This is a genomic window from Gemmatimonas groenlandica, from assembly GCF_013004105.1.
GTDB classification, from domain to species: Bacteria; Gemmatimonadota; Gemmatimonadetes; order Gemmatimonadales; family Gemmatimonadaceae; genus Gemmatimonas; species Gemmatimonas groenlandica.
In genome coordinates, this window is sequence record NZ_CP053085.1 from 2048347 (window position 1) to 2068290 (window position 19944).

Annotated in this window: 14 protein-coding genes; 11 read left to right on the forward strand and 3 right to left on the reverse strand. The window is 65.7% G+C overall.

Annotated features, from left to right (window positions below; translation table 11 throughout):
* Nucleotides 1-290: 290 nt before the first annotated feature.
* Together HKW67_RS08655 and HKW67_RS08660 are read left to right on the forward strand one after the other, a co-directional pair.
* A complete protein-coding gene (locus tag HKW67_RS08655; protein ID WP_171225004.1) occupies nucleotides 291-1595 on the forward strand; it encodes a GGDEF domain-containing protein in 1305 nt (434 codons plus the stop codon).
* Between the two features lie 114 nt (nucleotides 1596-1709).
* Nucleotides 1710-3125, forward strand: a complete 1416-nt coding sequence (locus HKW67_RS08660; protein ID WP_171225005.1) for an aldehyde dehydrogenase family protein — start codon at nucleotides 1710-1712, stop codon at nucleotides 3123-3125.
* Here HKW67_RS08660 and HKW67_RS08665 read toward each other — a convergent pair.
* The 3 genes from HKW67_RS08665 to HKW67_RS08675 are packed head-to-tail and all read right to left on the reverse strand — an operon-like array spanning nucleotide 3073 to nucleotide 8965.
* Nucleotides 3073-4854: a protein kinase domain-containing protein gene (locus tag HKW67_RS08665; RefSeq protein ID WP_171225006.1), complete on the reverse strand. Its 1782-nt coding sequence runs from the start codon at nucleotides 4852-4854 to the stop codon at nucleotides 3073-3075. The two genes, HKW67_RS08660 and HKW67_RS08665, sit on opposite strands and share 53 nt — an antisense overlap.
* A 39-nt stretch (nucleotides 4855-4893) precedes the next feature.
* A complete protein-coding gene (locus HKW67_RS08670; RefSeq protein WP_171225007.1) occupies nucleotides 4894-7983 on the reverse strand; it encodes an ATP-binding protein in 3090 nt (1029 codons plus the stop codon).
* Nucleotides 7967-8965 carry a hypothetical protein gene (locus tag HKW67_RS08675; RefSeq protein ID WP_171225008.1) on the reverse strand — a complete coding sequence of 333 codons (999 nt, stop codon included), beginning with the start codon at nucleotides 8963-8965 and terminating at the stop codon, nucleotides 7967-7969. Before HKW67_RS08675 ends, HKW67_RS08670 begins: the two co-directional genes overlap by 17 nt.
* A 67-nt stretch (nucleotides 8966-9032) precedes the next feature.
* Here HKW67_RS08675 and HKW67_RS08680 point away from each other — a divergent pair, with 67 nt between their 5' ends.
* From HKW67_RS08680 to HKW67_RS08720, 9 genes are all read left to right on the forward strand, one after another.
* Nucleotides 9033-9803, forward strand: a complete 771-nt coding sequence (locus HKW67_RS08680; RefSeq protein WP_171225009.1) for a hypothetical protein — start codon at nucleotides 9033-9035, stop codon at nucleotides 9801-9803.
* Nucleotides 9804-9919: 116 nt separating this feature from the next.
* Complete coding sequence (locus HKW67_RS08685; RefSeq protein ID WP_171225010.1) at nucleotides 9920-11407, forward strand: TolC family protein; 1488 nt, start codon at nucleotides 9920-9922, stop codon at nucleotides 11405-11407.
* Nucleotides 11408-11419: 12 nt separating this feature from the next.
* Nucleotides 11420-12706: an efflux RND transporter periplasmic adaptor subunit gene (locus tag HKW67_RS08690; protein ID WP_171225011.1), complete on the forward strand. Its 1287-nt coding sequence runs from the start codon at nucleotides 11420-11422 to the stop codon at nucleotides 12704-12706.
* On the forward strand, nucleotides 12703-13509 hold the full coding sequence (locus HKW67_RS08695; RefSeq protein WP_330998932.1) for an ABC transporter ATP-binding protein: 807 nt from the start codon (nucleotides 12703-12705) through the stop codon (nucleotides 13507-13509). Before HKW67_RS08690 ends, HKW67_RS08695 begins: the two co-directional genes overlap by 4 nt.
* A gap of 149 nt (nucleotides 13510-13658) precedes the next feature.
* A complete protein-coding gene (locus HKW67_RS08700) occupies nucleotides 13659-14906 on the forward strand; it encodes an ABC transporter permease (RefSeq protein WP_171225012.1) in 1248 nt (415 codons plus the stop codon).
* 3 nt (nucleotides 14907-14909) lie between these two features.
* Nucleotides 14910-16163, forward strand: coding sequence for an ABC transporter permease (locus HKW67_RS08705; RefSeq protein WP_171225013.1), 1254 nt, complete (start codon nucleotides 14910-14912; stop codon nucleotides 16161-16163).
* An 11-nt stretch (nucleotides 16164-16174) separates the two neighbouring features.
* Nucleotides 16175-17410: an ABC transporter permease gene (locus HKW67_RS08710; protein ID WP_171225014.1), complete on the forward strand. Its 1236-nt coding sequence runs from the start codon at nucleotides 16175-16177 to the stop codon at nucleotides 17408-17410.
* A gap of 2 nt (nucleotides 17411-17412) precedes the next feature.
* A complete protein-coding gene (locus HKW67_RS08715; RefSeq protein ID WP_230981156.1) occupies nucleotides 17413-18678 on the forward strand; it encodes an ABC transporter permease in 1266 nt (421 codons plus the stop codon).
* A gap of 23 nt (nucleotides 18679-18701) precedes the next feature.
* Nucleotides 18702-19943 (forward strand): ABC transporter permease, encoded by a 1242-nt coding sequence (locus tag HKW67_RS08720; protein WP_171225015.1) that lies wholly within the window; start codon nucleotides 18702-18704, stop codon nucleotides 19941-19943.
* Nucleotide 19944: the final 1 nt, after the last annotated feature.

The window sequence follows — 19944 nt, forward strand, 5'->3', positions numbered from 1 at the left end:
TCCCGGCGGGATAAGCCGCGTGGGACCGGACGAAATATCCGGCAAAGTCTGCCGCCTTGCTTGGTGTACCGAGTGTCGGCCGGTGTGTCGAAAGGCTACGTAAGGGAAAGAATGACAGACACTTACCGTACAGAAACTGGACGGTGCAGCCCGATCGCTGCGCTTCATATGGATGAGCGGCACGCCCGTTGCATTGGTGACGGGAGCCACACGTACGATGCGACGTAGGTGGGAATTCCTTCGGACCGATGGAGGTTTCGGAATCCCGACAAGCATCAACCCCTCTGTTCATGTTCGATCGACTCGCTCTTCGCACCCCGTTCTGGGGCGTCATCACTATCCTCGCGTTCGCGGCCGTCGGCCTGTCGGCCAGCGCGTCGTTCGATGCCGTACCCAACTTCGTGGAGGCGGCGCCGCTGCTGTCGGCCGCTGCGCTCATCGTGGCAATCGCCGGATGGCGTCTGCTCCACCGCGAATTGCTCCATCGCATGCAGGAAGACGAGTCGCTGCGCGATCGGGTTCGCCGCCTGCAGGACGCCATGCAGTCGAACGTGGACGGCATGTTTCTGCTGCGCGCCGTGCGCACGGCGGCTGGCGAAGTCACCGACTTCGAAATTGCCGATGTGAACAGCAGCGGCGCCGCAACGCTCTATCGGACGCGCGAACAGCTGGTCGGTCGCCGCATCCGCGAGGAGCTTCCCACGCCGCTGGCCGACATGCTTTTTGAGCGCTACGTGCATGCGCTCACGCTGCGCACCGCGGTGGTGGAAGAGCTTCGCGTGGACCGCCGCGCGGTTGCCGCCAGCTGGCTCTTTCATCAGGCCACACCGACTGCCGATGGATTGGCCGTGACGGTGCGCGACGTCTCCTCGCGCAAGCGTGATGAACTTCGTATGCGGAAGGCGTGCCTCACCGACGACCTCACGCGCCTGTACAACCGTCGTGGCTTCATGGCCTTGGCCGAGCAGCATCTGCGGATTGCGCGCCGTCAGGGCAAAGACGCGGTCGTCATGTACGTCGACATGGACGAATTCAAGCAGCTCAACGACAGCCACGGCCACGCCACGGGTGACCGTGCCCTTATGGCCGTCTCGCGCCTGCTGCGAAGCACGGTTCGCGACTGCGACGTGGTCGCGCGCATGGGTGGCGATGAATTTACGATTCTGGCGCTCGATGCCGACGTGATGGGTGCGCGGGCGATCCAGAAGCGTCTCGATGAACGGCTCGCACTGTTCAACGCGTCGGGTGAATTGCCGATGCCGCTCTCGCTGACCGTGGGACATACGCGCGTCCGGCCGAGCGACACGTCATCGGTGAGCGAGCTGCTCGCCCGCGCCGACCAGCTGCTCTACGCGCGCAAGCGTCGTCGACAATTGACGAAGGCGGCGGAAGCGCGCCATCGCGAGCACGCACCTCAGCGCGCACCGCGACGCGCGCCGCAACTCACGCCGATGCCGATCCCTGCCGAGGTGGCCGCGATCGCACGCGCCGCCGCGATGGCGCTGCCGAATGCGGCGTCGCCGATGTCGTCTTCGATGGCGACTATGACTCCGCCGGCCGTCGCCGGAACGTTTTTGCCCACCCACGCGGCGTAGGCACAACGGGCGACGCCCATCGGCATGCGCCCATCGGCACGCGCCCATGGGCACGCGCAGCACAGCTCACCTCGGCGCTTGACCCTGACAGGGGCAGGCGCCGAGGTTGTTTGTATGACATTCCGCGCAGTGAATCCGGCGACCGGCATCGCCTTGTATGAGTTCCCGCCGCTCACGCCGTTCGAACGCGAGGCGTTGATCGAACGCGTGCATCGCCAACAGCAGCAGTGGCGTCACACCAGCCACGCACAGCGGGCGCAATTCGTGACGGCGCTCGGCAAGGCCTTGCACGGGCATCGTGAAGCGCTGGCTGAGTGGCTCTCGCTCGAGATGGGCAAGCCGATCGTGGCCGCCCGCGCGGAAGTCGACAAGTGCGTCTCGCTGTGCGACCAGGCACCGGCGCTGGCGCAGGCCGCGCTGTCCGATGACGTGATCCTTCACGATAGTGTGAGCGATGTACGCGTTCAGTACGCGCCGCTTGGGTCACTGCTCGCCATCATGCCGTGGAATTTTCCGTACTGGCAGGCGCTGCGATTTGCCGTGCCCACGTTGTTGGCCGGCAACGGGGTGCTGATCAAGCCCGCCGGCTCCGTGCCCGGTGGCGCGCGATTGCTCGATACGTGTTTCGCTGAAGCACGCGCAGCCGCACGGACTGACGATGCATCGATGCCTGACGCGCCGTGCCATATGGCATTCATCGAGGTCGAGGCACTCGATGGGGTCATCGCCGATGATCGCATCGCGGGCGTGACGCTGACCGGCAGCGATCGCGCCGGCCGACACGTGGCGTCGGTGGCAGGACAGCATCTCAAGAAAGTCGTGCTCGAGCTGGGCGGCAGTGATCCCTTCATCGTGCTCCCTGACGCCGACGTCGCACTCGCCGCCGCACAAGCCGTGGCCGCCCGCACCGTGAACTCGGGACAGTCGTGTATTGCGGCGAAGCGCTTCATCGTGTGCGACGCCGTGTACGACGAGTTTCTCGAGCACTTCGTGAAGGGCATGCGCGACCTGCGCGTTGGCGATCCGCGCGATGAAGCCACGCAGATCGGGCCGATCGCCACCGAGAGCGTGCGCGATGGCCTCGCGAAGCAGGTGGCCGACTCGATCGCGGCGGGCGCGCGTGCCCTCGTGGGTGGCTCGGCCGAAGGACTCGCCGGATTCTTCTATCCGCCCACGGTGCTGGTGGACATTCCCGACGACGCGCCGGCGTCGCGCGAAGAGCTGTTCGGCCCGGTGGCGTCGGTGTTTCGCGTGGCCGATATCGACACGGCGATCATCAAAGCCAACGACACACCCTTCGGACTGGGGGCCAGTGTGTGGACGCGCGATCCGGCGCTCGCCACGCAATGCATCGAAGCGATCGACGCCGGCATGGTGTTCGTGAACGAGATGGTGGTGTCGGACCCGCGTTATCCGTTCGGCGGCGTCAAGCAATCCGGAATGGGCCGCGAACTCGGCCCACTCGGATTCCGCGAATTCACCAACCCGAAGGCGGTTCGACGGGCTCGTCTTCCTGAAGCCCCTCGATGAGTCTCCGCCACCACGGACGCTGATCTTCCGCACGGCGCGTCGCGCGCACCACCTGTCGCCAAGCGATACGCATTTCGAGGGCATCCGCAAAGCGATCCTCCACCCGCGCCGCCAGTCCGTTCAACAGCCACCCACCGAGCGCTTCGGGGAAACCATCTTCCTCGAGTCGTGCCGGCAACGTGCCGGACAGCTGCTGCGCCAGAATCGTCTCCGCTGGTCCGTCGCCGAACGGCGCGCGTCCGGTGATGACGAAATAGACGATGCTCGCCAGCGCATAGCAGTCGGTGGCCGGCCCCTGCGCCTCACCGAGCAATTGCTCCGGCGCGGCGAACGACGGCGTGCCCGAAGTGCCGGCACCTTCTTCACCGAGGGCGTACGCGATACCGAAGTCACCGATCCGCCACCGGCGATACCGATCGATGAGAATATTCTCCGGCTTCAGATCGCGGTGAATGATGCCGCTCGTGTGCGCGGCATGCAGCGCTTCGAGCACTTCATCCACCTGCGGCGCGATTTCTTCGAACTGACGCGGTCCACTGCGCGACACGAGACTGGCCACCGATCCGCCTTCGGCCAGCTCCATCGTGTACCACACAATGTCGCCGCGACTATCGGTATCGTAGATCGGCACGATGGCCGCGTGCGCAAGCTGCGCCGCGAGTCGTGCTTCACGACGGAAGCGCGCCACCGCCGTGTCGTCCTTGGCGATGTGCGGATGCAGCACCTTGATGGCCACTTCGCGCGACAGCGACAGGTCGCGCGCGCGCCACACGCTACCGAACATGCCGCTACCGAGCGGCGACAGAATTTCGTAGTCGTCGGCCGTGGCCCAGCGCAGTCGCGCTTCCGCCGAGTCGAGCGCCGGCGGCAACTCGTCTCCCTCGGGCGCGATCATCACCTGCCGGACCGACACGTGGCGGTCCATGTCACGCAACATCGCTGCGATGCTCGGGAACCGGTCTTCCGGCTTCGGCGCCAGTGAACGCTCCAGCACCGCCGCCAAGGCCTGCGGACAGTCCGGGCGCAGCAGGGAAATGGGCGGCACGTCGTGCTCTGGCGGCGTCTCGCCGGTCAGCATCGTGAACAGCATCGCCGCCAGCTGCCACTGATCCGACGCCGGCGTCGGGCGCCACTCGGCGTCCGACCACTCCGGCGGCCAGGGCGTGTAAGCGGCGTCGGGCTGGAACCCGGCCGGACGCTGATCGCGCGGCAGCACCCATTCCCAACCCAGCACCCAGAGTCGTCCACCCGGCGTGAGCCAGATGGTGCTCGCCGAGATCGCCCCGTGCGCGGCGCCGGTGTCGTGTAGATAGGCGAGCGTGCTCCCGGCCTCGCGCAGCACCTGCAGCGCGAACGGGATCGCTTCAGGCCCCAACCGGGTCACGCGCGAATACACGGTTTCCCCACCGATCCAGCGGCGAAGATAGCCCGGACCACGACGGCTCTCCTGATACGAGGCCCAGTAGTGGTACGTCGTGGGGATCGACGGGTGATTGCGGTGAGCGAGTGCGCGCGCCTCGTTCTTCAGCCACTCGTCTTGACTCGAATCCGGCGCACTCACCAGCGACAGCGAACGCCCGAGCGCGTCGATCACTTCCTGATAGTGCCGATGCTCGCGCTGGATCGCCTCGTGCCCCCACGACCAGCCGGGGGGCAACGACCACGCCTCGAGATGCGGCGCCGGCGACGTGGTTTGCCGATGGTCGGGAAGAGGCGTGGACTGACTCATGGCAGACAGTTTAATGCCCCGAGCGAAGTCATGTGCTGGTCAGGAGCTAGTTGCGCGTCGGAGCGTAAGTCGAACCGTCGTTCCTGCCCCCGGAGTGCTCGTCAGCCCGATCGTCCCGCCCCACCCTTCGATCAGCCGGCGGCTGATGGCCAACCCCAGGCCGCTCCCGCTCGTCCGCGTCGAGAAGTGCGGCTCGAACACCTGCGGCAAGACGTCGGCGGGGATGCCCGTGCCATCGTCTTTCACGTCGATTACCACGTGCGTGGCCGTTCCTTCCACGTTCACCGACACCGTTCCGGCATCGGCCAGCCTGGCGTTCTCGAGCACGTTCAGCAGCACTTCCTTCAGTTCGTCCCGCTGGGCCAGGGCCACGACCTGCTCGGCCCCCGGCTCGGGGGCGTCGATGTGCCAGCGTATCCCGGCCTCGCGCTCTCCGTCTTCGCCCAATCGCTCCAACGCCATCACGTCCAGCACCACCGCCGCGACATCCACCGGCACCGCCGGTGTGCGATCCTCGGGCGCGGTGCCGTACCGGCTGAACGCCCGCGCGATCTCATCGAGATGATCGATCTCGGCCAGCACCCGTGACACGTTGGTATCGAGGATCACGCCGAAATCGCCGCGCTTGTCGCGATACGCGCGCAACAAATGCTGCACGCCGAGACGAATCGGCGTGAGCGGATTCTTGATTTCGTGCGCGACCTGCCGCGCCATTTCCCCCCACGCGAGCACGCGTTGCGCCGATGCGAGTTCGGTTACGTCGTCGAGGGTCAGCACCGCACCGCTCGGCAGCCGCGTGAGTCGCGCGCGCATCTGCCGGCCAAGCACCAACAGCTCGAATGCTTCTTCGTCATTCGTGCTCGTCAGAAACGCCTTGGAGCGCTCCACGAGTGGGGCGAGCGTGACCGGCAAGGATTGCAGCGCGACCCCAGTCGTGCGTAGCGACACGCCGAGCATGGCCTCCGCCCGCGGATTCGCGATCAGGATATCGCCACCGGGCGCGGCCCCACTCGATGCGGACCGTAACGCCAGCACACCGCTGGCCACGTGCTGAAGCACGGCCTCGGTGCGGCGTTGCGCCGCTTCGAGTGCCGCGCGACTGGTGGCGAGATCATCCGCCATCCGGCCGAATGCTCGATACACCGGCGCAAATTCCGTGGCGGGCGCGGTGCCGAGGGCGGGTGCACGTCCACCGGCGGCAATGGCCAGCGCCGCCTCGCGCAGCGCTCCCACCGGCCGCGCCAACGACCGCGCAGCGAGCCCACTTGACCAGAGCGCGGCCAACGCGCCGAGCATCGTCGCGAAGAGCAGCAGGATACCGAGATCTTCGCGACGGGCATCGAGCGCAAACTCATCGCCGCGCGCCGGTGTGGCCAGGACCGATGGACTGGACGGCGCGAGATACCGGAAGCCCACCAGCGTGCGCGCGTCGCCGACGACGATGCGTCGAGTCGTGAACACGTCGTCGGAGCCGAAGTCGTCCGTCCGGTAGTCGCCCGTGCCAAGCGAAACCGGCAGCAATCGACCAAGAGGCGCGAGGGCATCGAGCAACGAATCGCTGGCCGTGACGAGCTGTCCGTCGCGATACAGGAACAACGGCGCGCCGGTACTCGAGGGAGCCGTCCCCACCGATCGTTGCTCTTGTTCGGCGGCAGCGACGCGCAGCGTTTCACGAACGAGCAACTCGCGCGCGGCGCGATCATCGTCCTGGAGTCGGTACCATGCCCAGGCGGCGAAGATCGTCGCCGGTACGATAAAGAACGCGAGCAGCGCGCCGCTCAATCGCACGCGGTACGAACGCGACCACCGCACGCGACGCAATCGCAGCAGGCGACCTAGGGCACCATCGGCGAGCGCGGTAGCCGACCAGAGCAGCATGACGGCGATGACATCGAGCAACACCAGCAGGGCGCCTCGCGGCAGCAGTACGTCGAGGGTGCGGAGATCCACTTCCACGTGCACACGCCGCACGTCGATGCCCGCACCGGCCACGCCATCGGCGTGCATCGCGTCGCCACGTCGACGCCATTCGAGCGGATGCGCGATTGTATCGCCGGCCAAGGGCACGGCCAGCGCCAGCCGGTAGGGCGCCTCGGTGCCGCGCGCCCCGGTGACGCCGGTGAACGCCGCGAACGGATCGAGCGGCAACAGACGCGTGCGAGGCGGCACGGCGATGGTCGTCACGACACTATCCGGCGCGGGAACGGCGGCCACCAGCAACGTGGTCGGTCCGTCACCGACGGCGCGGATTTCCACAACCCCGCTCTCGCGCGCCATTGTCGCGATCACCGCCTGCGCGCCGATCGTATCGTTCACCGGCGCGAGGGAGAGCTCAGACACCGGTGTGGTGGTGTTGCCCGGCACCCAGCGTGCCAATCGCGCCGGATAGCCGGCGAGCGCGAGTTCACTCGCGGCATAGCGTCGCAGCAGCGCGTCGGTACTGCGCACCGGACGCGTTTCCTCACGCATCGCCGTCGCGAACCGTTCGAGCAGCCGATACGCGTTTTCGTCGACGGCTTCGATGCGCTCGAGGTCGTGCTGCGCGAGCGACATCCGCGCGCGCACGGTTGCGCCCCACGTCAGCGTTGCCGCTCCCGCGCCGGCCACCACCGCGGCCGCCGCGACCTGCGCCAGGCCACGCCGAGTAAGCGCCAGCGAGCCGATCGCCGCCACCCAAAGCGCCGGATACCACGACGGCCATCCCCCCGGCGCATCCCAGAGGATCGGTGCAATGACGCCGGTAATGAGGGCGAGTAATGGAGCGACGCTCGATGGCAGACCGCGACGCGGGCCGAGCGCGGCCTGCCCCGCCGCCGCGCCGGCGAGCAGAATAGATACGCCGGCCAGCGCCAGCGCGAGCTGCCACGCGATCCATAACCCAAAACCCGCGCCGGCTGCGGGCAGCGCGATGCCGCGGGCCAGATCGCGCAGCAGGAACGGCCCGCCCGATGCGACGATGATGACGACCGCCGCCGCGATCCATCGGGACGGCCTCTGGAACGACGTGCGCAGCACGAGCAGCAGCACGGCGAGGGCGAGCGCGGTCGTCATGAGTAGCGCGGCCACGTTCGACGTGAGTGGGCCACCCATCGCCGCGAAATAGCTCGCGGGGTCAAACAGGGAGGACACGTTCGACAACGCGGTGAGTGGCGCGACCGCGATCGCGAGCGCGCACCGCCGCCGCCGCGGCGGCCGCGACCCGCTGTCCGGTGCGCGCTGGCCGGCGCCACGCGCCGATGAGCATGCCGAGCAGCGCAAGGCCGAGCGACAGATTGGTACGGGCTCGTGCGCGCTGCAGCAGCGAGAGCTGGGTCTCCCCCTCCGAGAAACTGAGCGCCCGTACTCGCGCCAATCGATTCGGTCCATCCGGCACTACCACCACCGTCGAACCGGCGGCCACGTTGGTCGAGTCAGGTGATTCGATGATCGTATGCGCCACATCGACACGGCCGGACAGCGTGCGCAGCAGCGGCCGGGCAAAGCGATCCGCCGGCGGGGCTGACGACACCAACGCCACCGCTACGGCCTCAACTCGCCCATCGGCAGAGCGGGCGCGGGCCACTAATGAAGTGTGGAAGGCGCCGTCCACGAGACGCACACCGACTGGTGCTCCTGGCATGATCGATGTGCGGGTCTGCCCCGCGCGCGCCACCAGCGCGCCGTTCCGGAACACCAGCAGCGCCGACTCCACGGCACCCTCCAACGGAGGCGTCGCCACGCTCAGCGTGTCCAGCACCCGCTCTTCAGCGACGCGACGTAACGTCGACGCGACGTCGGTCAGGCTGGCGGCCACGCGTTGCGCCCGATCCTCCCGTTCTCCTGCCGACCACGCCGACCAATCCCGACGAACGGAGAAGAGTGTTGCCGTTTCGCCCACCGCCACGGTGACCGTGATCGCGAGTAGCGCGACGGTTGCCGCGGCAAGACCACGCGGGCGTCGCAGTGTGGGTAGCATCCAGACCGCACACGCGCTCGCCACGAGCGCCACGACCAGCGACGCCCAACCCGGCGCCTGCTGCCAGAGCGCGCAGGCGATGATCGCGGTGCTGGTCGACGCGACCCATCCCAAGGGCCACGAATCGGCGCGCGGCGCGCGGGGTGAGGAGAACATGGCCCCACAATACCCCGCGAACCCCACCATGGCGAAGGGGCGGCCCCTGTCCGGTTATCTTTCCTCTATGCCCCTGTTTCGCCGACTCCGGCGTCTTCCCCCCTTGGCACTGCCGTTCGTCACCATGCTGGTCGCCGCTCCCCTGCTGGCGGCGCCGTGGCCAGCGCCGACGCCATCGGCATCAGGCGCGCAACCGCCGGCGCAGGCGCGGCTCGACGTCGGCAGCTTCACGCTGCTGTTGAATGGACAGCGCGCAGGACGCGAGCAGTTCTCGGTGCAACGGATCACGTCGCAGGACGGCGGCACGCTCGAAGTGCGATCCGAATCCGCCATCGGCGATCGCCGGGTCGCCATGCGCCTCGAGACCGATTCGGTCGGGTCGCCTGTCCGCTACTCTGTCGAGGAACGACGCGGTGCCGACGTGACGCTGCGCCTCGGCGGTCAGCGGGTACGCGGCCGCTTCGCGACGCTGGCCCGCAGTTCGACCGGCGAAGCGGCACGCGAGTATCTCTTGCGTCCCGGCGCGGTCGTCATAGAGGAAGATGGGATCGTGCAGTACGCGCTGCTGGTGCGCGACCGCACGCTGACCGACGGCGCCGGTGTCACGCTTCCCAGTTTGACCCCGATCGCCAACACCCAGGGTGCCGTCCGTGTCGTACTCGAGACGAGCACGGATACGATCGTCGTGGCCGGCGCACGACGCGAAGCCCGTCGGTGGAGGGTCGCGGCGAGCAGCGGCGACGTGCGGCTCGTTTGGGCTGACTCCGAGGGGCGATTGCTGCGACTCTCGATTCCCGCGCGTAACCTCGAGGCCCTCCGAGACGACGTGCCGCGCTGACGCGGTCGACTCGCGTGGCCAGCCTTCGTCTGGACTCCGTGGTCTTATTCGCTGAAACCATCCCGGCTCGGGGTGCGTACGCCCCCCTGTCTATGTCCTCCACCCGCTTCGTCCCCATGAGAATTCACGCATTCGCGCTCGCGCTCGGCCTGGCTGCAGTCGGGACCGTTCCGGCGCTCGCCGCGGCGCAGACCGCCCCTGCTCCGGGGGCTGTCATCACGTTGACAGACGCCCTCGCACTCGCGCGCCGGAATAATCCTGCGCTGCAGACCTCCACCAATGCCCGACGCACGGCGGCAGCCGCCGTCCGCAGCGCGAAAGGCGCGTTCCTGCCCAGTGTGAATTCGAGCTTGGGCGGCGGCTATCGCGAAGGACGTCAGACCTTTTTCCAGGGTCAGGCATTCGGTTCCACGAACGATCAGCTGTCCACCGACGCGGCGGTCAGCGCCAACCTGCAGCTCTCGCTCGCCACGCTGAACGACAAGCGCGCAGCACAGGCCAATCAGAACGCGACCGAAGCCGACATCGCCGCCGCCGAGCAGCGGGTCCGCAACGAAGTCACCAATCAGTATCTCACGGCGCTGCAGGCGCAGGCCCGCGCCGCCCTCCAGGATACGTTGCAGGCCACCACACAGACGCAGTTGCAGTTGGCCCGCGCGCGTCTCCAGGTCGGTTCCGGCACGCAGCTCGACGTGCAGCGCGCCGAAGTGGCCGATGGACAGCAGCGCGTGGCCTCGCTGAACGCGCGCAATCAGGCGGCCATCGAGATCGTGCGGCTCTTCCAGGCGATCGGCATCGATGCCGCGCCCGACGCAAAGCTCGACGCCAACCTCGCGGCCCCGCCGGCGATCGATCTCGCCGCCATTCTCGAAATGGCGCGTCGCACCAATCCGGCGCTCGGCTCGTTCCGCGCCCGTGAAGAGTCGGCCCGCCGCTCGCAGGCGTCGGCGCGCAGCGCGTACTTTCCGTCGCTCTCGCTGTCGGCCAACGTCTCGGCCTTCACGAACCGCTTCACCAATACGGGACTGCTGATCAGCCAGAGCCAGGCCAGCACGCTCGGCGCCAAAGCCTCGTGCATTCGCAGTGAGGAAGTGCGCGATCGCCTCGGCCTCACGAACAATCTGGCCCAGTGTAATGCGATCACCTTCACGCCGTCGCAGGAAGACGCGATTCGCACGGCGCAGAGCAAGTACCCGCTCGACTTCACGCGCAATCCGTACTCGCTGTCGGCGTCGTTCTCGCTGCCGATCTTCAACGGCTGGCGTCGCGAGCAGCAGGTCGAGCAGGCCAGTGTGCAGCGCCGCAATGCGCAGAATGATGTGCGCGGACAGGAGCTGCGCGTCACGGCCGACGTGACGTCGGCGTACCTCTCGCTGAGCACGGCCCGGCAAACCGTCGTGCTGCAGGAACAGAACGTCCGCACCGCGCGCACCGCACTCTCGCTGGCGCAGGAACGCTATCGCGTCGGCGCCATCAGCATCGTGGACCTCGTACAGGCCCGCGGTGACTACGAGCGCGCCGAGACCGACCGTATCACTGCTGTATACGATGTACAACGGGCATTCGCGGCGCTTGAAAATGCCGTCGGCCGTCCCATCCGCTAACAGAGACCAGTCATGACGAAAGGCGTAAAGTTCGGGATCGGCGGCGTCGTAGTGATCGCCGTTGCAGCCCTTGCAGTGATCAGCGCGAAGAAGAACAGCACGAAGCCGGTGGAAGTGCGCACCGAAGCCGTTGAAGCCCGCGACCTCGTGGCCTCCGTCACGGCCAGCGGACAGATCCAGCCGCGCACCAAGGTTGATGTGTCGGCCGACGTAACCGGCAAGATCGTGCGTCTTTCCGTGAAGGAAGGTGACATCGTGAAGAAGGGCCAGTTCCTGTTGCAGATCGACCCCGAGCAGGTCACGGCCGCCCTTCAGCGCTCCGAGGCGTTTCTCGCGTCGTCGCGTGCCCAGTCGGCGCAGTCCCGCGCGAGCCTGCTGCAGGCCCAGCGCAACTACGAGCGCTCGCTCAAGATCAAGCAGCAGTCGCCGGAACTCGTCAGCGACGAACAGCTCGAGCAGCTCAAGACGCAGGCCGACGTGAACAAGGAATTGGCGGCGGCCGCCAGCTTCAGCGTTGACCAGGCCGTGGCCTCGGTGCGCGATGCCCGCCAGGCGCTCAACCGCACCACGATCACCGCGCCGATGAGCGGCAAAATCACTCGCCTGAACGTCGAAGAAGGCGAAACGGCGATCATGGGTACGCTGAACAAGGACGCGGCGACCCTCATGACGATCAGCGATATGAGTGTGCTCGAAACGAAGGTGAAGGTCGACGAGACCGACGTCGCACGCATCAGCGTGGGTGACTCGGCCCTCATTCAGATCGACGCCTTCCCGGACACCACCTTTGTGGGCCGTGTGGTCGAAATCTCGAATAGCTCGGTCACGAAGTCGGCTGCCGCCAACACCGGCGACCAGGCGATCGACTACGAAGTCCGCGTCGAGCTCGTGAACCCGCCGCAGGACACCCGCCCCGACTTCTCGGCGACCGCGAAGATCGTGACGGCGTCGCGGACCAAGGTGCTCAGCATCCCGATCATCGCCCTGACGGTGCGTGAGAACGAGAATCTCCCGAACGGCGACTCGGCCGTGACGGTAGGCCGCCAGCCGGCGAAGGAAGTCGGCAAGCGTGACGTGGAAGGCGTGTTCGTGGTCGGTACCGACAACAAAGTCAGCTTCCGCCCCGTAAAGGTCGGAATCGCCGGAGAACGTCATTTCGAAGTGCTCGACGGACTGAAGAGCGGCGAGACCATCGTGGCCGGCACCTATCAGGCGATCCGTGAACTCAAGGACGGCGCCATGATCAAGACGGCGAAGGTGGAAGAGAAGAAGGCGCCAGCAACCGGAAAGAAGCCGTGAGCAACACTCTCGACGATATCGGACTCAGCACCACGGGGGAGCGCCAGGCGGTTACGACCGCCGCTGGTGCCGCCCCGGGACAGGACTGGGTCATCGTGACCCGTCAGCTGAAGCGACAGTACGACATGGGTGGCGAAATCGTCCGCGCACTGCGCGGCGTCGATCTCGCCATCCGGCGCAACGAATACGTAGCCATCATGGGACCCTCGGGCTCGGGCAAGTCGACGCTCATGAATCTCATCGGCTGCCTCGACACGCCGAACGAAGGTGAGTACTGGCTCAACGGCATGCTGGTGAGCACGATGACCGACGATGCGCTCGCCCGCGTGCGCAACAAGGAAATCGGATTCGTATTCCAGACCTTCAACCTCCTGCCCCGCGCCTCGGCGCTGCAGAACGTCGAACTCCCGCTGGTCTACGCCGGCATTTCGGCCGACGAGCGGAAGAAGCGCGCCACCGAGGCACTCGAGCGCGTGCAACTCGGTCAGCGTATGCATCACCGGCCCAACGAACTCTCCGGTGGTCAGCGTCAGCGCGTCGCGATTGCCCGTGCACTCGTGAACCGCCCGTCCATCCTGCTCGCCGACGAGCCGACGGGTAACCTCGACTCGCAGACCTCGGAAGAGATCATGCGTGTGTTCGAGGAACTCGCAACGCAGGGACAGACCGTCGTCATGGTCACGCACGAACCGGACATCGCCGTGCACGCCAAGCGCATCATCGTGCTGCGCGACGGCGTCATCTCGAGCGACGAAACGCGCGCGCAGTACGCGGCCAAGATCTCCGGCGAGCGCGTACACTAGTACGTTCGGCGAGTCGTTCCGACACACGGTAGTATCGCCACGAGGCGCTCGGTATCCGGGCGCCTCGTTGTGGTCTCAGGAAGGCGAAACTCTGACCGGCGCACGCCGTAAATCCTCGCAGACCCCACGCGGCGCGAGGCGCTCTCCCCATGCAGTTTTTCGAAGCCATTCGATTGGCCCTCAACACGATCCGTGTGCAGAAGCTCAAGAGCGCGTTTACGCTGCTCGGTGTCTGCATCGGTGTGATGTTCCTGATCTCCGTCGTCTCGATCGTCGAGGGGATGGGGCGGTACATGGAAGAGGACCTGATCGGCAAGCTGATCGGCGTCAACACGTTCGAGTTGCGCAGTCGCCCCAACATCAACATCGGCGACATGGATGAGGCCACCTGGGAAGAGTACCGGCGACGGCCACGACTCGAACTAGTCGATGTTGCACCGGTCACCAGCGCACTACCGACCGACGCCAAGTGGTACATCACCAGCGAAGATCAGGTCGCCATCACCTCCGCGACCAGCGGGAAGCCGCGTACCACGCGGGTGTTTGCGGTGGATGGTCAGTATTTCGACGTGAAGAATCTCGGCGTGACCGCCGGCCGCATTCTCTCGGAGCAGGAGCTCTCCCGTGGTGAGAAGTCGGTGGTGATCGGCATCGATGCCGCCGAACGACTTTTCCCCGGTCTCGATCCGCTCGGTCGCGAACTCAAGATGGGTGGCGTCCCCTATCGCGTGGTTGGTGTGGCCGAGTCGCAAGGCAAAGCATTCGGTATGTCGTTCGACAACTTCATCGTGACGTCGTGGCGTTCACCGGCGCGCCGATTGCTCAACTCGCGGCCGAACATTGTCGATGCGGTGGCGATTCAGTCGCCAAGCCCCGAGGCGATGACCGAAACCATGGAGATCGTGCGGTCGGTGATGCGCGCGCAGCGTCATCTCCGTCCGTCGCAGAAGGACAACTTTGCGCTGCAAACCGCCGACTCGGCGCTGGAGTTCTGGAACAAGATCAAGAGCTATCTCGTGCTTGCCGGCATCGCGCTCCCCGCGATCGGTCTCGTGGTCGGTGCCATCGTCATCATGAACATCATGCTCGTCGCCGTCTCCGAACGCACACGAGAAATCGGCATACGTAAAGCACTCGGTGCCAAGCGTCGCGATATCCTGATGCAGTTCCTGATCGAAGCTTCGACCCTTGGCATCGTGGGCTCGGCGATCGGCGTCGCCCTCGGCATCGGTCTCGCCGAAGGGATCTCGGCGTTCTCTCCGCTGCCGGCCAGCGTGGCACCGTGGTCCATCGTGGTCGGAATCGCGCTAGGTGCCGGCGTCGGTGTGGTGTCCGGCGTGTATCCCGCCAGTCGCGCGTCGCGGCTGGATCCGATCACGGCCCTGCGGCAGGAATAGCACATGTCTGCATTCACTACGCGCCTGTCCGCCGTCGCCGAGGGCGTACGTATCGCGCTCGATGCCGTACGCGCGAACAAAGTTCGCGCCGGTCTCACGATTCTCGGTATTGCCGTGGGTGTGTTCGTCGTGGTCGCCATATCAGCCGCGATCCACGGTATCAATCAGTCGGTGGCCAGAGACTTCGCGAGTACCGGGCCGACGACGTTCTTCGTATCTCGCTATCCGATCAGTTTTGAAAATTGTGACGGCTCCGACGGTACCTGCGCGTGGCTCCGTAACCCGCCTATCCGCCCGAACGAGATCGAAAGCCTTCGGCGCCTGCCAAGCATAGAGTCCGTGGGCGAGCGACTGGATTGGGGGACGAAGGTCAAGTATCGCGAGCGCGAATTGCCGTCGGCGAGCATCGAAGGCTACAGTGCCGAGTGGACCACGATCAGCGCCCCGGAAGTATATCCGGGTCGGGCCTTCACGAGCGCCGAAGCGCGTACGGGCGCGCGCGTCGCGGTGATCACCACGCTGATGGCCACGCGGCTGTTCGATGGATCCGATCCGATCGGCAAGTCGGTCACACTGAACGGCGTGCCGTTCGAAGTGATCGGCGTGTACAAGGACAACAGCAGCTTCCTGTCGGGCGGTGAACGCCCGAAGGCCGTGATTCCCGTGCAGTCGCTCATTCGCTACGTGGGGGCTCGAGCCAGCGGGATCTCGCTCGCGGTCAAGCCACGCGAAGGCGTCGCGCGTGACATCGCCCTCGATGACGTGACGGCCACTCTGCGCGGTATGCGCGGAACGCGGCCGGGCGGCGAGTCGTCGTTCGCCATCATCACGCAGGACAAGTTGCTCGACACGTACAATAGCATCTTCGGCATGTTCTTCTTGGTCATGATCGCGCTGTCGGCGGTTGGCCTGATTGTCGGTGGCGTTGGTGTCGTCGCGATCATGATGATCTCAGTCACCGAACGGACCCGGGAAATCGGTGTGCGCAAAGCGCTCGGCGCGACCAAGGCCACGATTCTCTGGCAGTTCCTGGTGGAGGCGGCCACGCTCACCGGCATTGGCGGTGCCATTGGTCTGTTCGTGGGATGGCTGGGCGCGCTCGGCATCCGGAGCTTCACGCCCATTGAGGCGAGTATCCCACCGATGGCCGTTGTCGTGGCGCTCGGCGCCAGTGCAGTGACCGGTATTCTCTTCGGCATGCTGCCCGCCAGTCGCGCGGCGCGTCTCGATCCCGTCGAAGCGCTTCGCTACGAGTAATCGGAGACCACATGCCTTTCATGGAAGCTGTCCGGCTAGCCCTCGCCACGATCCGCGTGCAGAAGCTCAAAAGCTTTTTCACGCTCATCGGCGTCACCATCGGCGTGATGTTCCTGATCGCCGTGGTGTCGATCGTCGAGGGCATGAGTCGATACGTGGAGAACGATTTCGCCGGTAAGCTGTTCGGCGTGAACACGTTCACCCTGCGTCGGTGGAATGACTTCAATACCGACGACAATCTCGACTGGCGCGAGATTCAGCGTCGGCCGCGGTTGTTCGCGTACGACGCGGATCTGGTGCGCTCGGTGCTGCCTCCAGGATCTTCGTCGGCGATCACGAACGAGACGTTCATGAACGCGAACTCGCCCTTCGCCCGTCCTCGACAGGTACAGGCCGTCGCGACGGAAGCCGCCTACTTCACGATCAAGAAGTTCAACGTCACGCTCGGGCGTGCCTTTGGTCCGCAGGAAGTGAACATCGGCGCGCGTGTGCTCGTGATCGGTGTCGACGTGGCCGAGCACTTCTTCAAAGGCCTCGACCCGATCGGCCGCGAGCTGCGCATGAACGGCGTGCCCTATGAGGTGATCGGCGTGATCGAAAAGCAGGGATCGGTGTTCGGCTTCTCGCTCGATAGACTGGCGATTGCGCCGTACACGAGTCCCCTGCACCGCGCGATCCGGCCGCGGGGGGACATCGAAGCGATGATCGTGCAGGCCCCCACCAAGGATCTAGTATCCGACGGTATGGATGCCGCGCGCGAGGCGTTGCGGGCCTCGCGAAAGATGCCTCCTGGCAAAGCTGACAACTTTGCGCTCGAAACACAGGACGAAGCGATGGCCTTCTTTGACGGCATCAAGTCGAAGATGGTCATCTTCGGCACGGCGCTGCCCGCCATCGGTCTGGTCGTCGGCGCGATGGTGATCATGAACATCATGCTGGTGGCAGTTGCCGAGCGGACACGTGAGATCGGCGTGCGTAAGGCGCTTGGTGCGCGACGCCGTGACATCATGTCGCAGTTCCTCGTTGAATCGGCTACGCTGAGCGTGGTAGGCGCAGCAATCGGCATCGGGCTGGGGATCGGCTTGGCGGCGACCATTGCCGCGCTGACACCACTGCCGGCGGCGGTGGCACCGTGGTCGATCGTGGCGGCACTGGTGGTCGGTGCTGGCGTAGGCATTGCGGCCGGTATCTACCCGGCGAGCCGGGCAGCCCGGCTCGATCCCATCACAGCTTTGCGGCAGGAATAGCGATGCGATTCGTGGACCGTATTCTCCTCGCGTTGGAAGGCATCGGCATGGCGCTCGATGCTATCCGGGCCAATAAGGTGCGCGCCGGTCTCACGATTGCCGGGGTGGCGATCGGTGTGTTCGTGGTGGTGGCGATGGGCGCCACGGTGCATGGCATCAAGCAGAGCTTCCAGTCCGACCTCGATGAGTTCGGCGCCACGTCGTTCCAGGTGAGACGGCGCGGCGTGGGCATCAACACTTGCGACGGCTCCGACGACAGCTGCCCGGAACGGCGCAATCCGGCCATCTCGCTCGTCGAGTGGCGCGCGATTGCCGATCTCCCCGAGGTGGAGACGGCCACGGCCTGGTTGTCGGGTCAAAGCAACTTCGATTACCGCGATCGCCACGTGACCAACGTGGGCTACGACGCGCAGAGCACTGACTGGATCAAGACCGACGTCGCCGACATCTCGCCAGGCCGAAGCTTCTCCGGCTCGGAGCATGATGCGGGCGCTCAGGTGGTCCTTGTGAACGACACGCTGAAGAATCGTCTGTTCGGCGACTCCGACCCGATCGGCAAGCAGATCGCCATCGAAGGGAAGCAGTTTACGGTGATCGGCGTGTTTCACACCAAAGCCGGCTTCCTGAAAACGATGGATGGGCGCGGCCCCGATAAACCGCGCGCCATCCTGCCCATGATGACCGCGTACCGGCACCTCGACGTGTGGCGTCGGGGACTCATGATGATGGTGAAGCCCCGCGGTAACGTGGCGCAGGCGCAGGTGATGGACGACGTGACCGAGCTGCTCCGTTCGCGCCGCGGTTTGAAGCCGGGACAGATCAACAACTTTGCCCTGGTCGCTCAAGACCGGATGATGGAGACGTTCGACCAGCTGTTCGGCGCGATCTTCATGGTCGGGCTGGCGTTGTCGGCGGTCGGACTGCTAGTGGGCGGCGTGGGGGTGATCGCGATCATGATGATCTCCGTGACCGAGCGAACCCGTGAAATCGGCGTGCGGAAGGCCTTGGGAGCCACTCGTGCGACGATCCTGTGGCAGTTCCTCGTCGAGGCGGCCACCCTCACGTCGATCGGCGCCTCGGTGGGGCTCATCATCGGCAGCATCCTCGCGTGGGTCGTGCGGACCAACACACCCGTTCCCACGTCCATTCCAGCTTCTGCGATCATCACGGCGATCGCGGCCAGTATCGCCACCGGCGTCATCTTCGGCATGCTGCCCGCACTGCGTGCCTCTCGCCTCGATCCGGTGGAAGCGCTGCGGCACGAATAGCAGAGGGCGGCTATTATTCAGGGGTGAAGACACGAGACGCCATTGGGCTGGCACTGACCCAGATTCGAGTTCAGAAACTCAAGAGCGCCTTTACCCTGCTTGGGGTGACCATTGGCGTCATGTTCCTCATCGCCGTGGTCTCCATCGTTGAAGGGATGGGCCGATACGTCGAAGAGGATTTTGCCGCGCGCCTGATCGGCAGTAACACCTTCACGTTACGACGGTTCAGCAACGTGGGGCCCGGCGGGAATCGCGGCTTTGATGCGCGTTCCGCCCAGCGACGACCGCTGATCCGCATGCCGGATGTCGATGCAGTTCGGGCCGCGATCCCGGCCACGATGACGTCCAGCATCGCGAGCGAGACGTTCAAGTACGCATCCGCGCCAGGCGCTCGTCCGCGTCAAGTGCAAGCCGTGGCGACCGACGCGAACTATTTCGACATCAAGAACTTTCCGGTGACCGTTGGCCGGGCCTTTACCGATCAGGAAGTTCGCGCCGGCGCGCGCGTGATCGTGATCGGCACGGAAGTCGCTGAGCACTTTTTCCCGGGCCTCAATCCGGAAGGCCGCCAACTCCGCGTCGCGGGCGTTCCGTTTACCGTGATCGGCGTTATCGAGAAGCAAGGATCGGTGTTCGGATTCTCACTCGATCGCAATGCAATCGCGCCATACACGTCGCCGATGGGCCGCATCATCCGTCCGGCGCGGGACGTCTCCTCGCTCATCGTGCAAGCCCCAACGCAAGCCGATCTTCCCGACGGGATGGAGGCGGCGCGCGGTGCGCTCCGCTCCTTGCGCGGACTTCGAGCGGGAGAGCCGGACGACTTCGGCCTCATCACACAGGACGCCGCCTTCGGTTTCATCAAGCAGCTGAAAGGACGCCTTGTGCTCTTCGGCACGGCGCTGCCGGCGATCAGTTTGGTCGTTGGTGCCATGGTGATCATGAACATCATGCTGGTTGCCGTTGCCGAGCGCACGCGCGAGATCGGCGTGCGGAAAGCACTCGGTGCCAAGCGGGCTGATATCATGTCGCAGTTTCTCGTCGAGGCGGCCACGCTGAGTACGCTCGGTGCCGCGATCGGTATCGGATTGGGAATTGGCCTCGCAGAGATCATCTCGGTGCTGACCCCGCTCCCGGCGGCCGTCGCGCCCTGGTCGATTGCTGCGGCATTGGTAACCGGTGCCGGGGTCGGCATTGCCGCCGGGCTGTACCCCGCCAGTCGCGCCTCGCGTCTGGATCCCATCACGGCGCTACGCCAGGAGTAAT

Excerpts from the sequence above, each read along its gene's own strand:
- HKW67_RS08655 (WP_171225004.1), top strand. The coding sequence starts at position 291 with ATGTTCGATCGACTCGCTCTTCGCACCCCGTTCTGGGGCGTCATCACT.
- HKW67_RS08660 (WP_171225005.1), top strand. The coding sequence starts at position 1,710 with ATGACATTCCGCGCAGTGAATCCGGCGACCGGCATCGCCTTGTATGAG.
- HKW67_RS08665 (WP_171225006.1), bottom strand. The coding sequence starts at position 4,854 with ATGAGTCAGTCCACGCCTCTTCCCGACCATCGGCAAACCACGTCGCCG.
- HKW67_RS08675 (WP_171225008.1), bottom strand. The coding sequence starts at position 8,965 with ATGTTCTCCTCACCCCGCGCGCCGCGCGCCGATTCGTGGCCCTTGGGA.
- HKW67_RS08680 (WP_171225009.1), top strand. The coding sequence starts at position 9,033 with ATGCCCCTGTTTCGCCGACTCCGGCGTCTTCCCCCCTTGGCACTGCCG.
- HKW67_RS08685 (WP_171225010.1), top strand. The coding sequence starts at position 9,920 with ATGAGAATTCACGCATTCGCGCTCGCGCTCGGCCTGGCTGCAGTCGGG.
- HKW67_RS08690 (WP_171225011.1), top strand. The coding sequence starts at position 11,420 with ATGACGAAAGGCGTAAAGTTCGGGATCGGCGGCGTCGTAGTGATCGCC.
- HKW67_RS08700 (WP_171225012.1), top strand. The coding sequence starts at position 13,659 with ATGCAGTTTTTCGAAGCCATTCGATTGGCCCTCAACACGATCCGTGTG.
- HKW67_RS08705 (WP_171225013.1), top strand. The coding sequence starts at position 14,910 with ATGTCTGCATTCACTACGCGCCTGTCCGCCGTCGCCGAGGGCGTACGT.
- HKW67_RS08710 (WP_171225014.1), top strand. The coding sequence starts at position 16,175 with ATGCCTTTCATGGAAGCTGTCCGGCTAGCCCTCGCCACGATCCGCGTG.
- HKW67_RS08715 (WP_230981156.1), top strand. The coding sequence starts at position 17,413 with ATGCGATTCGTGGACCGTATTCTCCTCGCGTTGGAAGGCATCGGCATG.